This window comes from Achromobacter semiaridum (genome assembly GCF_053543755.1).
This window is the reverse complement of the sequence record NZ_JBLVOL010000059.1, coordinates 112,160-126,840: the sequence shown is the minus strand read 5'-3', so window position 1 is coordinate 126,840 and position 14,681 is coordinate 112,160. Positions and strand designations below refer to the sequence as shown.

Below are 14,681 nucleotides of genomic sequence, written 5' to 3'. Positions count from 1 at the left end.
GCCCCCGCGCACGTCAGGCGCCTGCCGCTGGCTGCGCCATGCGTCGTAGATCAGTTCGGGGTTGTTGGCCGCAAGCAGAGCCGGGTCCGACAGCATTCGGCGCCAGCGACGCGCGCCGGACTGCCCGTTCACCAAACCCAGCATCGGACGGGTCATCACCCGCAACGGTACGCCCTTGGCCACCTGCCGGGCGGCGTACTGCGTCATGGCGTCGACCACTTGCGCGTCGCCGGGCAGGCGTACCGACGGCCACAAGCGCAGCGACACCTCGGACAACACGCGCGGCGTGTGCCACGCCGCACGGCCCAGCATCACGCCATCGAATTCGCCCGCCGCCTGCACCGACTGGTCCGCATCCGCCAGGCCGCCGTTCAGCACGAAAGTGCAGTCGGGGAAATCCCGCTTCAGCTGCTTGACCACGTCGTAGCGCAGCGGCGGAATTTCACGGTTGTCCTTCGGAGACAGGCCCTTCAACACGGCATTGCGGGCGTGTGCGATGAAAACGCGGCAGCCCGTGTCGTAGATCTTGCCGACGAAGTCTCGGACAAAGTCGTAGGAGTTTTCGTAATCCAGACCCAGGCGATGTTTAACGGTGACAGGAATGTCGACCGCGTCCTGCATGGCTTTCACGCAATCCGCCACCAGCTCCGGTTCCGCCATCAGGCACGCCCCGAAAGCGCCTTTCTGCACGCGTTCCGATGGGCAGCCGCAATTGAGATTGATCTCGTCGTACCCCCATTGACGCCCCAGCTTGGCCGATTGGGCCAGGGCATCGGGCTCGCTGCCGCCCAGCTGCAACGCAACGGGGTGTTCGGCTTCGTCAAAGTCCAGGTGGCGCGGGATGTTGCCGTGCTGCAGCGCGCCCGTTGTGATCATTTCCGTATACAAGCGTGCGCGGGGGGCCAGCAGCCGGTGAAAAAAACGGCAATGGCGATCGGTCACGTCAATCATCGGGGCGACGCACAGCCGCCAGTCGGGGGAGTCCAAGAATCACTCTACAAAACAAGGGGATGCGGTATTTTACGGGCTTCGCGGCATTATGTCCGGGACGCCCTTGCGGGCAGCGCCCGGCGCTTGCAAACAGCCTGGCGCTATGTGGTCTAAAATTGCGCCGCCGCCGCCGCACAGGGATGTCCGAGCGTCCGTTAACCCCTCTTTCCTGCATATCAATGGCCGTATTCACTCCCGTATCCGACGACGACGCGCGCGCCCTGCTGGCGCAATTCGATCTGGGCGAGTTCGTCTCGCTTCGAGGGATTACGGCGGGTATCGAGAACACCAACTACTTCTTGTATACGACCCGCGGCGAATACGTGCTGACCTTGTTCGAAGTGTTGACGCATGCCCAGCTGCCGTTCTATATCGAACTGATGTATCACCTGGCGGAACGCGGCATCCCGGTACCTCGGCCGCAAAACCTGCGCGACGGCACCCGCCTGACGACGTTGCATGGCAAGCCCTGCGCCATCGTGTCGCGCCTGCCCGGCGGGTACGAGCCGGCTCCCGGCGCCGCCCACTGCGCGCTTGCCGGGGCGACCCTGGCCCGCGCCCACCTTGCGGCGCAGGACTTTCCCATTCACCAACCCAACCTGCGCGGCTTGGGCTGGTGGCTGGAAACGGCGCCCAAGGTGATGCCGTTCCTGGCGCCGGCGCAAGCCGAACTGCTGACCGCCGAATTGACGGCCCAGCAAGCCGCGGTGGCAACGCCCGCCTGGCAAGCCCTGCAAACCGGCCCCGCCCATTGCGACCTTTTCCGTGACAACGTCCTGTTCGCGGGTACATTCGAAGATCCGCTCATGGGCGGCATCATCGATTTCTATTTCGCGGGCTGCGACACCTGGCTGTTCGACGTGGCCGTCAGCGTCAACGACTGGTGTATCGAACGCGACACGGGCGAGTTCATTCCCGAACTGGTGCAAGCCTGGCTGTCCGCCTATGCGGGCGTGCGCCCCTTCACCGACGCCGAACGCCAGGTATGGCCCCTGATGCTGCGCGCCGCCGCGTTGCGGTTCTGGGTGTCGCGCCTGTACGACTTTTATCTGCCCCGCCCCGCCCAAACGCTTAAGCCGCATGACCCCCGGCACTTCGAAAGAGTGTTGCAGGCGCGCCACCGCCCGGGCTTGCCAATATTGCCGTAACCGTAACGCCCCCCATAATGGGGCTCGCGCGTCCCTTTTTGAGAGACTCCCTCCCTTTAGAGAGCCATGCAAGCAGCATTCCTACCCGCGACATCCGGCTGGCAATGGGTTCGAGACGGCTTCCGCCTGTTCCGCAAGCAACCCCTGGCCATGTTCACCTGGGCCATGTTCATCAGCCTGCTGGTCGTATTCGCCAGCGCGACACCGCCCGTCGGCCCCATCCTGGTCGTGGCATTCATGCCCATCATCACCCTCATGACGTTGTCCGCGTGCAAGCACGTCGAGGCCGACCGCGTCATGTTGCCGTCCATGTGGGGCAAGCCCCTGAAGCAGCCGGGCGTGTTCAGAAAGCTGTTCGTCATGGGCCTGCTGTATGCCGGTTTGAGCATGGCGGCCGGCCTGCTGACGTTCCTGCCGTTCATGGATTCGATGGCGGAAGCCTATCGGATTGCATCGGTCGAACGTTCCCTGGATCCCATCCTGATGGCCATGCGCGTGCCGCTGACCATCTTCGCCATCATTTATGTCGTGATCGCCGCCTTGTTCTGGCATGCGCCGGTGCTGGTCGCCTGGCACGGCCTGCGGTTGGTGCAAGCCCTGTTTTTCTCGGGCATCGCATGCTGGCGGAATAAGTGGCCCTTTCTTGTGTATGGCGCAACGTGGGCCCTGGTGTTTCTTTTCATCGACCTGTGCGCGGGCTTGTTGGTCTACATGGGTTTGTCGCCGCAGTTTGCCGGCACGTTGCAAATTCCGTTCAACATCGCCGCGGGCGGCGCGTTGTATTGCAGCTTCTATCCTGCGTATACCTCCGTGTTCGGCATCAATAACGCCAGCACGCATCTCGACAACGGCAATAGCGCCCAGGCATAAGGCGATGCGGCATGGCGGCAGCGATCTGCGTACTGCCATCACGCCATAATCGCGCGACACAAACGCTACGTCGATGGCGTAGCGCATGCCAAAAGTATGCACGGCGGCACAAGGCATCAGCATCAATCCGGACCGACCGCCCGGCGGTCGTCGCCCGAGCAACCCGCGCATCCGCCCTTTCCAGCCAAGCACCCGCAAAAATCGCAGCCGGGCCAGCGGCAAGCGGCTTTGGCTTGGGTTGTTCCTGTTCCTGTTCGTGTTCCCGTTCATGGAATGCTCTGAAGCAGCTGAACCGCAATGGGAAAGGCCAGCACAATAAACGTGCACGGGAAGATGCACCCGATCAACGGCAACAGGATTTTTACCGGCGCCTGCATCGCTTGCTGTTCAGCCCGCACGTGCCGATCACCACGGCACTGCGCCGCCTGCGCGCGCAGGACGGGGCCCAGGCTGATGCCCAGCGTCTCGGCTTGCGCCAGCGCAGCCGCCCACGTCTTGGCAATCTGACTATTGCAGCGCTCGGCAAGCGCTTTGATCGCGGCAGTGCGCGTCACACCCGCCCGCATTTCGGACAGTGCGTCTGACAAGGCATCCCGCAGCGCGCCCTCAGGCCCGCTTTGCGCCGCGATTTGCAGCGCCCCCTGCACACTCAGGCCCGCTTCCACGCATAGCGTCATCATGTCAAATACAAAGGGCAAGTCGCGCTCAATGCCGCGGCGCCGCGCTTCGCTCTGGCCATGCAACCACATGCGTGGCACCACGCCAGCCGCAAGGCCCACCGCTATCGACCACAGCCACCCGTTGGGGAAAAAAGCGTCGAAGGCCATCATCAGGCCCCCGCACACAGCGCCGGCAAGCAACGCCGCGCTGACGCCCAACGCCGCTACGTGCGCGTAGCCGACCTCGGCTGGCAACCCGGCCAATTCGACGGCACGGGTCAATCGGGCCCGCAGACGCCACGAGCAGAGCGGTCCCACAAGGGGCGCCACGGCCGACACCCAGGGCCAAGCCGCCCGCCACCACCACGGCAGGCCGGCCAATACCAGTCGATTGCCGTCCAACAACGGCCGCAATGCGGACCAGGTCAGCCAGCCCACGGCCGCCGCGGCCATCATCATGCTAAAGGTCAGCAACATGGTTCACCCCTGTCAAAGATCGATTCGGACGATACGCCGGATCAACAACACCCCCGCCGTTTCCAACGCGGTCAATATCGCCAGCACGCCCCAACCCATCGGCGTGTGCCACAGCACGCCCATGACGTCGGGTTCAAGACGGTCCAGCACGGCCAGCAACAGCACGGGCAACGCGCCGACTATCCACGCCTGCAAGCGACCTTGCGAGGTCAAGGCGTGCAATTTCGCCTGTAGCTGCAAGCGGGCCCGCAGGGTTTGCGCGATGCTGTCCAGTGCTTCTGCCAGATTCCCGCCGGTTTGCGCAGCGATGCGCATTGCGGCTACCACTAATGCGGTGGAATCCCCAGGCATTCGCGCTTGCAGGTTTTCCAGCGCGACGTCCCAGGGCACGCCCAGGCGCTGTTCGCGTAGCATCAACCCGAATTCCTGCGCCAGGGGTGCGCCACTTTGCTCGACGACATGACGCAACGCCGTCGTCAACGCAACACCTGCGCGCAAAGCCGCCGCCAGCATCAACAACGCCATCGGCAATTGCTGTTCGAAACGTCGCGCCCGCCTTCGCCGCAACAGGTCGACCGTCATGCGGGGAGCCCTGGAGGCCACGCCCGCGAACAAGGCAGCCAAAATGCCGCTGCCGGTCAATGAAAAGACCAGCGCCGCGGACATTGCCGCAAACGCCATGGCGGCGGCCCATAACTGCGCCGGGTCAATGAACAGAAAGACCTCGCTCAGCCGCACCCCGGCATCCTGCGTATAAAGCGCCCGATAGCGGCGCAACGCCGGCGCGAACCAGGCTTGCGCATGCCACGCCAGCATCGCTGCGCAAAACATCGCCGCCCCAGCGGCCAACCAGATCATGATGCCCCCCATGCGCCATGGGCATCCACCGGCCCGGGTAGGGATACGGCCTCGGAGAACCATGCCGGTTCCAGAGACACACCCTCGTCGGCCCAATCCTGCGTGAAGCCGGGCAAGGCTCCGCATCCGCTGAAGCCGGCTGCACGATCAAATCGAAATAGCTGCTGGATCTGTATGCGGCCGCTTTCCATGCCTGCGACTTCAACAATCGATGTCACCACTCGCCGGCCGTTTGCCAATCTTGCTTGCTGCACGATCACGTCCACACTGGCGGCTATCTGTTCGCGCACCACCGACAGAGGCAAATCCAGGCCGGCCATCAGGATCATCGACTCCAGCCGCCCCAGTGCATCCCTAGGGGAATTGGCGTGCAGCGTGGTTAAAGAGCCCTCATGCCCGGTGTTCATGGCCGTCAGCATGTCGAACGCCTCGGGCCCTCGGCATTCGCCTACGACGATTCTGTCGGGCCGCATGCGCAGCGCGTTGCGAACCAATTCGCGAATCGCGATATGCCCCCTGCCCTCTTGGTTGGCGGGACGCGCTTCCAGCGCAACCAGATGATCGTGATTCAGCCGCAGCTCGGCCGCGTCTTCAATGGTGACGACCCGCTCGCCCTCGGGGATTTCGTCGGACAGGATGTTCAGCAATGTCGTTTTTCCGGACCCCGTTCCGCCGGACACGACCACGTTCTTGCGCATCCTGACGCATAGCGCCAGGAACCGTGCCATGGGATCGCTTAGCGACGCCGCCGCAATCAAATCCGCCATCTGGGGCCGGCGCTGTGGAAACTTGCGGATGGTCAGGCTTGCGCCCTTCATGGCGACGGGCGGGATGATGGCATGCACGCGCGAGCCATCCGGCAAGCGTGCATCCACCATCGGAGAGCTTTCATCGATGCGGCGGCCCAGCGGCGTGACGATACGTTCGATCACCCAACGGACCGACTGTTCGCTGGTGAACGCGGCCGGATGCCGCCATAGACGCCCAGCGCGCTCAACATAGATTTCGTCATAGCGGTTGACCATGATCTCGGTGATATCGGGCGCGGCCAGGAGCGGTTCCAGCGGGCCCAGGCCCACGGCCTCGTCCAGCACCTCGGCGCACAGGGCCTGCCGGTCGGCGTCCGGCGGCAGGTCGGTGTCCGACGCCACGATCCGCGTCAGCAGGCGCTCGGCCTCGGCGCGCAACGTGCCATCGCTCATGCCTGCCACATCGCGCCTGCGCAGGTCCAGCGCGTCCAACAGCGCCGCATGCAGGCGACGCCGCGCCTGCACCTGCTGTGGCTGAAGCTGACGTTGAAGTTGAGGCGGGGGCGTTGGCTCCTGTTGCGTTGCCGTGGTCGCTCGGGTTGATGCGTTTGATGCGGTCAATGGGGTGGGCGACGGCAGGGTCGATGGCAATGGCGATGGGGATAGGGACGGGGACGGGTATGGGGTTAACCGAGAGACGGCGGCCGGCGGCAAATGGGCGGTTGCATCGCCGTCGGGCGGGGCGTGGCAATGCGCCGAGGCACTGGCGGACGGATCCGGCAGCGCGGCTGCGTCAGGCGTTGCCAAGCGCACCCTGAGGCGGCACGGTCCAATCAGGATGGCGTCGTCCGGCAGCACGGGCGCGTGGCGCACGACACGAGCGCCATTGACGATGGTGCCGGCAAGCGTACCCAGATCCTCCAGGACGATATGGCCGTCCTCGCGCAGCAGCCGGGCATGCTGCCGCCCCACTCGCCAATTGACGATACGAAGGCCGCACTGGGCACCTCGCCCGATCAGTACCGGCGCTGTGGTGGTCAGGCGGCGAACGCCGGCGTTTTCATACGTCATTTCGATGTCTAGCATGGCTTCAGGGCTGATCTCGCGGCTGCGCAGGTTCATCGTTCGCGGCCCACTGTGAGCCCGCGCCGGAATAGGGATCCCATCCCTGGCTGGCGACTGGAGCCTTCGTTCCCAACCGAGGCGGCTCCGGGAACGCCGCATCAATAACGCCCCGCCCCCGCTGCACACGCTCCATCAGGGCCGGCTCGCTTTGCGACACGATTTTTGGCGTGACGAATATGGCTAGTTCCGTTTCGCGTTGCTGGAATCGGCGGGACGAAAACAAAGCCCCCAGAATGGGAATGTTCTTCAGCCACGGCAGGCCGGTGGACTCTTGCCCCTGCTCGCGCGACAAGAAGCCGCCGATAACCAGCGTGTTGCCCGACCTGACATTGAATTCGGTAGACGCCCGCCGCGTGCGCAACGCCGGTCCTCCTGCGACGCTAATCGAGCTGTCCACGGAACTTGCCTCGACTTCAATCAATGAACGGATCACGCCATTGCGGTCGATGCGGGGCGTGATGTTCAGGGACACCCCATACGGTTTGAACAAGGTGGTAGGGTTGCCACGCGAGTCCGTCGATGTGTAGGGGACCTCGCCGCCCGCCAGGAAAGTGGCGCTGGCGCCGCTGCGCGCCAGCAATTGCGGCTGAGCCAACATGACCGCCTCGCCGCTTTGGGCCAGCGCGGCGATGCGGGCGGACAGCAAGGCGTTGACTCCGAAATATCCGGCCGCGGTCGACATGGGCCCGGGCGTCTCGATCACAGGTTCGCCCGGACGCGTCATGCGGCCTCTGGATCCCGCGTCCCAGGCGGCGCCGGCGTTCAAGCCGCCCTGCGATACCCCGTCCCAACGAACACCGAACTCTCGCATTCGCGAGGTCGGAATTTCCACGACCTGCACATCAAGAAGCACCATGCGGTCCCATCCCACCTGCCCGGTGAAATCCAGGATGGCGGGATAGCGTTCAGCCAAGGCGGCGATGCGCGCTCGGTCATCGTCGGACAAGTCATCCCCCTCGATCACGATCCGGCCGCCCACGTGGGTACTGCGGGCGCCGGGAATGCGAGAAAGCAGCGAGTCGACCTCTGCGCGCAAGCGCGGCGCCCCGGCAGCCACCACGCGCAACTCATACGCCGCCGCTCGGCCGGCGGCAGTCCAGACATGCACCGACGACATTCCTTCCGCCCGCGCGAAGATCACCACGTCGCGGCCCTCGGCGGCAATGGCGCTTAGTACCTGCCCGTTGCCGATCGCCACGCGTTTTACACCGGGGTGGGAAAGAACTCGGGTTTCGCCGACCTGTAGCTCCAGCACTTCGGAGCTCGCCTGGGTAGCCGCTACGCACGGCGTCAGAAGCGCGGTGACAGCCGCCACGCAGAGAGTCCGCAAAATCACCATGACTTGTCTCATGGCCGCCTCGCGGAATAGTCCGGCGCGTCGACGGCTTCCGGTGGGAACATCACCGACTGCTTGTCCATACGATCTCCATACAAAATGGTCACGTCCGGCGCGCGCTTGGGCTCGGGGTCAAGCCCGATCAGGGACGCCAGATCCGTTTGAGTCGAATCAGCCACGGTGGCCACATCGTCGCGATGCCGCAGCATGGCGGTAAGCGCGCCTGCCTGCCTGGCTGCAACAAACTTCATTGCTTGATCGGGATCGGCGGCAAGCGTGATGCTGCCGGCCGAGCCGACGAGGCCGTCTTCGTCCGCCCCAGCGCCTACTGTCAGCACTCGCATCCCTTGCAACAGAGGCACAGTGACCTCTCGTTGGTGATGGATGAAAGTCACGTAAAGGTCGATCAGGTCGTCGGCGCGCAAGCTATCGGCCAAGCCGCCAAGGTCCGCGGCGCTGACGGTCAGCGCCCGTTGGCCCGATCGCAATCGGGATGCCAACGCGGGTGCCGGCGCGGTGAACGTCATTTGCGACTTCAGCAGGGGTTCGCCCTGGGCGACATCCACGACCAGCGTGCCGCCAAGAAGATGGTTCACGGCCTGCGGCTCCAAACTGGCGGCAGACGCCCACTTCACCGGGATCTCTCGCACGGCCATGTCGATGTCTTCAAGCTGCGTCCCCGCCGCCAAGTCATATGCCGCCACCAGACGCTCGACGACGGGCGCGCGGGCTTGGGCTTCCAACGCTTCCACTCGCTGCTGCACATGCTCGCGCACGGCCCACGCGGATACCAGCCCCGCCGCCAATGCCAGCCCATAAACGCCAACGCGCCGCAACCGCAGAACGCCGTGCATCAGTGCGGCCTTCATGGCGTCCACCTTCTGACGTGGAGCCCGCTGCCCCCATCCAACTCAGTCAACGATATCTGCAGACGTTCGCCAGCCTGTGCCCACGACTGCTCTGCACCGCTTTCGGTTTCGGTCTCGAATACCCATCCTTCGCGGCGCAACGCGCCGTGCAGCAACCGCCCAAGCCGGGCGGGCGACAGGGCCAGTTGCCAGATGCGATCGGACACTTTGCCCGCCTTTTCCTGCACCGCAAGATCCAGCCTCGGTATTGCGCCCTGCGGCAGCCAGGCCGGTGTCGCAAGGCCTGGAATTGAATTCATGCGCAGCGTAGAAACCGTGCCGACCGTGTGGCTCGGGCCCGCAGCTTGCAGCTGCACCACCCATTGCATGTCGTCGACCCAGCCAGACAAAATGATTTGATCGGGAAGCACATTCAAGTCGACCAAGGCCGGCTGCTGATTCGACAAGTCGCGGATCAGGTCGGGCACTGCTACAGGCGAGTCGAACACAAGCACCTGGGCGGGAAGCCCGTGCAGCCATATCCGATCCGCCAACATGTCATGCCGGCTTCCTTCGGGAAAACGTAGTCGGTTCAACGTAACGCCAGGCGATAGCGCCGATCGGCCGGAAGGCCACGCGACGGAAGATACGGCCATACAGCCAAGCAGCACGCCGGCCGTCAGCGGACGAAGGCCGGCGCTGACAGCGCGCCTTCTTTGTCTCTGCGTCGTGTTCGTAGTCGTGGTCATCGGGATCGTTCCTTTTGTTGGCCCAATCGGCCCGGCGGGACGACGTCGTCCCACGCCGACAACCAATCAGTGTGGATCGCCGCCCTGCCCCATGCGCGGTCCATACGCTGGACGTACGGCGCCATCCGACGCGCCTCGTCAAGAGACGTTTGTCCGACGTGACGCCATGCCGTGGGCGCGTTGGCGATGCGTCGGCGTGCATCGGCGTCTCCGTGTGCGTGTCCCGTGCCGACCGCCACGTGCGTATGACGTGTGATCAAAGGCGCCGGCGGTCCGTCTCGCCCTGAAGGCGCCGACCGGGCGTACACCGCAAGCAAATGGAGCCCTGCTCCAAACCACTCGTGCTGCAAGCGGGACAGGTTTGGCGCTGCGATGTCAGCAAGGCCGAGTACCCGGCGAGTTTGCGCGGCGGCCGCGAAAGAATGTAGTGGCGTCACCGGTTCGCCCAACGCGCCGGCCATCGCCGCCTTGCGGCTGGCATGTGCTAACTGTTGCGCCGAAAACTGCAACCCTCCGATCCAGGTGACACCCCACACTAGCGCCGCCATCAATGGCAGCATCAGCAGCGCTTCAATCATTGCCTGCCCTTGCTGGGCGGCCGGAAAGCCAGCGCGAGTCGACATCGAGCTCATCGTGCCTCCCTGGTTCGCAGCGATTCGTCGCGAGTGATTGCGGATAGACGTGCCTGCCAATAGGGTCGAAACAATGTCGGCAATTCACTTTTTTTGTCGGCTCTAGGTTCCGGCCGCAAAAAATACGTTTCGGCGGCGCTGGCGACGGTGATGGCGCCCGACTGGCCCAAGCCGTCATAGCGAAAGCGACCACGAGGTTGCGCCAGTGCGCTATCCGCATCCGTCGTCTTGAGCCGGGTGCCTGACCATGCCACGCGCACGGCAAAACGTAACGGGTCGCGCATACGCTCAGTGGGTATTTCCAGATAAGACGGCAAGCCACCGGCGGGCCAACGCTGCGCTGATGCCATCGCATAGGAGTTGGACATCGGATTGGTCGCGCCGCTGAAAATGTCCCACCCGGTGGACTGCTGCACCCATCGCCAAAAATCCTCTTGGGAGAAATCCGCGGGTGCTTCATCCACGTAATCGATGCCGTCAGGCGTCTGGGACTTTTTCCCTTGGGCCGTGCCCCAACCCATGGCGTACTCACGGAAGTAGCACCCAATCCAGCGATTGGAACGCAGCGCATGGAACGATTGCGTATCTAACGCGCCCCATCGCCCGTCCGGGCCAAGCCAGGTCATTCCACGACGGCGCAATTCATGCCTTTTCAACGGACATCGGCGGCTGACCGGCCAGGCATTGCGACGCGTTGCATCGCGGCTATTCAGAAAGCGATAACGTTCGGTGGCCTGCTCCACGGCCGGTCGCAGGCCCGCTTCCCGGGCAGCGGCGCTGCGCCCGATAAAGCCAGGCCAGTTGTCGGACAGCAGATCCATCGCCAAGCCTGTCGCAGGTGCGCCTACGTCGGAACCGGAGTCAACCATATTGGCTTCAAGCACCTTGCGCATGATGCGATCGCGGGAAGCGAAAAGACCGCTCATGGCGGATTCCGCCCCCGCCTTCAATACGCGATGCACCACCCGATCATGTTGAGCAAATGCGCCTGCCAGCCGCGACTGCGCGTCCGATGGGGCTTGCCCGGATCGATAGGCCAGGCCCATATCGGCACCAAACAGCATGGCTATCAGGCCAGCTGGCGGATTGCGGCGAGTGTGCTGCGTGTGCAAGGCGCCGCCGTACTGCGCGGCCGCTGCCAGCGTGACCAGATGCGCCATGGCGACCTGATGGGCAATGTGGGTGCGATTGACGTAGGCGATCGCATTGAGCGTGCGCGCTTGTTCCAGCGCGCCGCTGTACGCCGCCGCATCCGCTGCATGCGTCAGCCTTACGCGGCCTTCGGCGGTCTGGCCCAGGTTGTACAGCACCACCAGAGACGCTACCGCCACCGACACAACCACCATCCCAAGCACCAGGGCTTGGCCATGTTGAAGGGCACGTGGCGTACGAGTCAACATCTTCACTTCCCGTCCGCTGCATTGCCGGTGAAAGACTTCAGTGAACGGGCCTTGGTCTGCGCGCCCGCCTTCTGGGCCGCTTGCTGCGCCGCACGCGTCTGCGTTCCACCGTCTTCTCCGGCCAGCTCGCGCGCCATTGCCGCGGTTTGTGAACGAACCACTTGTCCGAAGTACTGATAGACGGCGATGGCCGCAACCGCGACCAGGGCCACGACGACGATGTACTCCGTCATGCCCTGGCCAAGCTGACGTTTTCGACTGCTCCACATTTCTGCTCTCCGCTGCGTTGAAAGTAGGCGTCAGTGTCGACGTCGCGCCCAGGTGCCGCAATTCGCACAAGCCGAGGTGGGCAAATGTGCCCGGGGCCTTGACGCCTTGGCGGACCGCGACAACGGGCCATAAAAATCCCTTAGCGCCAGACGGACGTAACGCGGCTCAACGGAGTGACCCGCTTAACGCCGGGATCTTGTAACCCTCTAATTCCTTTGGGGTTTTCCCTATTGCCGGTAGTTTTTTTCAGCAGTAGATTTGAGTTGCCGGGCTGTCTGACACCCATCGCGTGCGAAGCCGGGCAGGAGCGCCTCAGACTCATCTTGAGCTGGGGCGCTCTTCCGTTTTGGCGTCGGTTTTTCAGCCATCGAGGCGCGCATGTGTTCCCACTATCAGACGCTGAAAGATGCAGAACTGCTGCTGCAGAAATTTTGCGTTCGCGCCCCTGCTCTTAGTACGAAGTACGACATGTGGCCGCGTTACGAAGGCTTGTTTGTTCGCCGGCCGATAGAGTGGGATTCGGGTGATGAAGCGGTGCAGGAACGAGAGCCTGTGATCGGCCGATGGGGTCTGATTTCGGCGGCCACGCGCCCGGATGCGGTGGATAAAGCCGCCAAATTGTCCACCTTCAACGCTCGTAGCGAAACCGCGGCAAAGTCATACACTTTTGGCAACGCTTGGCGCCGCGCGCAACGCTGTATCATCCCGGCCCAAGCCATCTTCGAACCGGACTGGCGATCAGGCGCGGCCGTGCCGACTCGCATCAGCCGAGCCGACGGCATGCCGCTAGGCATCGCCGGGCTCTGGGACCGGTGGCGCGACGCCGCAGGACACATGCACGAGAGCTACACGATGCTGACCATCAACGGCGACCACGACCCGCTGTTCAGCCGGTATCACCGGCCGAACGAGGAAAAGCGGATGGTGGTGATTCTGGCCGAAGGTTCTTACCGCGACTGGCTGAGCGCGCCTCCGGAGAACACGCGTGAGCTTCTGGCCCCCTATCCGGCCCTGAAACTAAATGCCGACGCCGTGAAATGACCCCGTTTCTGGTGGAATATACTGGATATATAAACAGTGTCTTTCGCCATGACGTTCAAAGCCCCCCTCACCCTAGACGACCTCCGGACGATCCGCGAGCGTCAACCCTGGAACTCCGACGTGATCTCGCTGCTTTGGGAGGTCAAGCGCCTAAGGTCGGTGATCCTGCGCGCCTATCAACTATCGGGAGACTTCAAGCGGCCCGCCGGCGTGACGGGCGAACTGTACGATGATTTCGTCAAAAGTCTGTGCGACGAGCCCTGTGTGCAAGAGCGCGACAGCCTGGCGGCCTCGCTGCTGGAGGCTCCTGACAAGCTTCGCAAGGGAATGGCCCCGCGCTGAAAAGGCAAGTCCACAAGCCCCGGAGCGCCGCGCATAGACCCGTCAATCAGTCCTAGTTCCGGGCTTCAGACGATACAGAAGCGAATCCCGTTGCTAGAGTGTCTGAATGAACACATGGCCCTATCCCGATTTCCCGCCCGCCGAATTCCGGGCGCTCTCCGAAGCCGACAAAGAGCTTTGCATAACGATGATCCGAGCGTTCTGCGCAGAGATAGCGTTGCAAGAAGCGAGAGGCATGCGCCCGGATCCGGATGAATAGGCAGGCGACGCCCGCAGGCATTAGATAAGCCCACGGAAACCCACCATACGGATGTGCCTTCAGCAGTTACCGACCTTGAAAAGGCAAGGGGCGTTCCACACGCTCCCGAACGAGGCGGTAAAGGCCATATCCGTATGACTTTTGCACAATGAAGACTGCGAACGCCCCGGCCAATGCCCATAGCTTTTGTCGGGGCCGCCGCATACCTATCCGCATACCTTGCCTTGGCTGCGCAAGCAGCGGCCAGGATTCAAGCGAACCCATCAGCTGGCGCTCAAATGAGCGCTGGATCGACCATTGAAGTGATTCGGGCGATGCTCATGATTGAACCGACGGCATTTCCGCCGAGCGGTAAGGCGTCGGCCATAAAAAAAGCCCGCCCAAGAGGCGAGCTTGCTCATAGCGCTAGGCTTCAGATCGTCACGTCCAACACTTTTGTGTGGTTCATGCAATGAGCGTTGATCTTATACAGGAAGATCAAGTATCCGATTCCCAACGTGATTACGGAGATGATGGCCCAAATGACGATATTCCCGATAATGCTGGCCAAATCGATCGTGCATACCAGCCGCCCTACCCGCCGTCCCGAATCGTCCAGCACGGACGTGCGGCTAATGATAAATCGCTGCATGTAATACGGGAAAACAAACAACGCCAATCCCAGGGTCACGATGCTCAAGAGGATCCAGATGATTCCGTGACCGATGATGTCGCCAACCGTTAAATCGGACTTCAAATTAAGTTGCTTCATGAAACTTCAGTTCCTTGTTGAGAACAATGAAAAGTACAGACGGATAGGTTTTACCATTTTTTCCGTAACATTTCATTTTGAAACTGATGGCTATACGGCCTGACGGGGAAGGCCGCCCCGCTTCTGGAAACCGTCGCCTGACACCTCTCCACCCAACAAAAAGGCCGAATCCATTGT

General features: G+C 62.9%; 16 protein-coding genes and 1 pseudogene. 4 read left to right on the top strand and 13 right to left on the bottom strand.

Going from position 1 to position 14,681, the window contains the following annotated elements:
- The coding region (gene dusA, locus ACNPP0_RS17245; protein ID WP_448706542.1) for a tRNA dihydrouridine(20/20a) synthase DusA at nucleotides 1-987 on the bottom strand (987 nt) is incomplete at its 3' end.
- A gap of 182 nt (nucleotides 988-1,169) precedes the next feature.
- On the opposite strand from dusA, the gene ACNPP0_RS17240 reads away from it, so the two are divergent.
- The gene (locus ACNPP0_RS17240) at nucleotides 1,170-2,138 is read left to right on the top strand and encodes a homoserine kinase (protein ID WP_448706541.1); all 969 of its coding nucleotides are present in this window, start codon (nucleotides 1,170-1,172) and stop codon (nucleotides 2,136-2,138) included.
- Between the two features lie 66 nt (nucleotides 2,139-2,204).
- Nucleotides 2,205-3,008 carry a BPSS1780 family membrane protein gene (locus ACNPP0_RS17235; RefSeq protein ID WP_332613344.1) on the top strand — a complete coding sequence of 268 codons (804 nt, stop codon included), beginning with the start codon at nucleotides 2,205-2,207 and terminating at the stop codon, nucleotides 3,006-3,008.
- Nucleotides 3,009-3,014: 6 nt separating this feature from the next.
- Here the strand turns inward: ACNPP0_RS17235 and ACNPP0_RS17230 are convergent.
- From ACNPP0_RS17230 to ACNPP0_RS17185, 10 genes and pseudogenes are all read right to left on the bottom strand, one after another.
- Nucleotides 3,015-3,125, bottom strand: a pseudogene (locus ACNPP0_RS17230) (DUF192 domain-containing protein); the annotation flags it as partial.
- A 149-nt stretch (nucleotides 3,126-3,274) separates the two neighbouring features.
- The gene (locus ACNPP0_RS17225) at nucleotides 3,275-4,144 is read right to left on the bottom strand and encodes a type II secretion system F family protein (RefSeq protein WP_448706540.1); all 870 of its coding nucleotides are present in this window, start codon (nucleotides 4,142-4,144) and stop codon (nucleotides 3,275-3,277) included.
- A gap of 12 nt (nucleotides 4,145-4,156) precedes the next feature.
- Entirely contained in the window at nucleotides 4,157-5,002 is an 846-nt protein-coding gene (locus tag ACNPP0_RS17220) for a type II secretion system F family protein (protein WP_448706539.1), read from the bottom strand.
- The gene (locus ACNPP0_RS17215) at nucleotides 4,999-6,822 is read right to left on the bottom strand and encodes a TadA family conjugal transfer-associated ATPase (RefSeq protein WP_448706551.1); all 1,824 of its coding nucleotides are present in this window, start codon (nucleotides 6,820-6,822) and stop codon (nucleotides 4,999-5,001) included. The genes ACNPP0_RS17220 and ACNPP0_RS17215 overlap by 4 nt, the downstream gene beginning before the upstream one ends.
- A gap of 19 nt (nucleotides 6,823-6,841) precedes the next feature.
- Nucleotides 6,842-8,215 carry a type II and III secretion system protein family protein gene (locus ACNPP0_RS17210; protein ID WP_332613348.1) on the bottom strand — a complete coding sequence of 458 codons (1,374 nt, stop codon included), beginning with the start codon at nucleotides 8,213-8,215 and terminating at the stop codon, nucleotides 6,842-6,844.
- Nucleotides 8,216-8,223: 8 nt separating this feature from the next.
- Nucleotides 8,224-9,081, bottom strand: a complete 858-nt coding sequence (gene cpaB, locus ACNPP0_RS17205) for a Flp pilus assembly protein CpaB (protein ID WP_448706538.1) — start codon at nucleotides 9,079-9,081, stop codon at nucleotides 8,224-8,226.
- A complete protein-coding gene (locus ACNPP0_RS17200) occupies nucleotides 9,078-9,809 on the bottom strand; it encodes a hypothetical protein (RefSeq protein ID WP_448706537.1) in 732 nt (243 codons plus the stop codon). Before ACNPP0_RS17200 ends, cpaB begins: the two co-directional genes overlap by 4 nt.
- Entirely contained in the window at nucleotides 9,806-10,441 is a 636-nt protein-coding gene (locus tag ACNPP0_RS17195; protein WP_448706536.1) for a TadE/TadG family type IV pilus assembly protein, read from the bottom strand. The genes ACNPP0_RS17200 and ACNPP0_RS17195 overlap by 4 nt, the downstream gene beginning before the upstream one ends.
- Nucleotides 10,438-11,841 carry a hypothetical protein gene (locus tag ACNPP0_RS17190; RefSeq protein ID WP_332613352.1) on the bottom strand — a complete coding sequence of 468 codons (1,404 nt, stop codon included), beginning with the start codon at nucleotides 11,839-11,841 and terminating at the stop codon, nucleotides 10,438-10,440. The genes ACNPP0_RS17195 and ACNPP0_RS17190 overlap by 4 nt, the downstream gene beginning before the upstream one ends.
- 2 nt (nucleotides 11,842-11,843) lie before the next feature.
- The gene (locus ACNPP0_RS17185; RefSeq protein WP_332613353.1) at nucleotides 11,844-12,110 is read right to left on the bottom strand and encodes a hypothetical protein; all 267 of its coding nucleotides are present in this window, start codon (nucleotides 12,108-12,110) and stop codon (nucleotides 11,844-11,846) included.
- 379 nt (nucleotides 12,111-12,489) lie between these two features.
- Here ACNPP0_RS17185 and ACNPP0_RS17180 point away from each other — a divergent pair, with 379 nt between their 5' ends.
- Nucleotides 12,490-13,152, top strand: a complete 663-nt coding sequence (locus ACNPP0_RS17180; protein WP_448706535.1) for an SOS response-associated peptidase — start codon at nucleotides 12,490-12,492, stop codon at nucleotides 13,150-13,152.
- 48 nt (nucleotides 13,153-13,200) lie between these two features.
- Nucleotides 13,201-13,494: a hypothetical protein gene (locus tag ACNPP0_RS17175; protein ID WP_046803669.1), complete on the top strand. Its 294-nt coding sequence runs from the start codon at nucleotides 13,201-13,203 to the stop codon at nucleotides 13,492-13,494.
- Nucleotides 13,495-14,165: 671 nt separating this feature from the next.
- Here ACNPP0_RS17175 and ACNPP0_RS17170 read toward each other — a convergent pair.
- Together ACNPP0_RS17170 and ACNPP0_RS17165 are read right to left on the bottom strand one after the other, a co-directional pair.
- On the bottom strand, nucleotides 14,166-14,504 hold the full coding sequence (locus ACNPP0_RS17170) for a DUF6693 family protein (protein WP_332613355.1): 339 nt from the start codon (nucleotides 14,502-14,504) through the stop codon (nucleotides 14,166-14,168).
- Nucleotides 14,491-14,681: hypothetical protein (locus ACNPP0_RS17165; RefSeq protein ID WP_448706534.1), on the bottom strand; the 191-nt coding region annotated here is incomplete at its 5' end. The genes ACNPP0_RS17165 and ACNPP0_RS17170, both read right to left, overlap by 14 nt.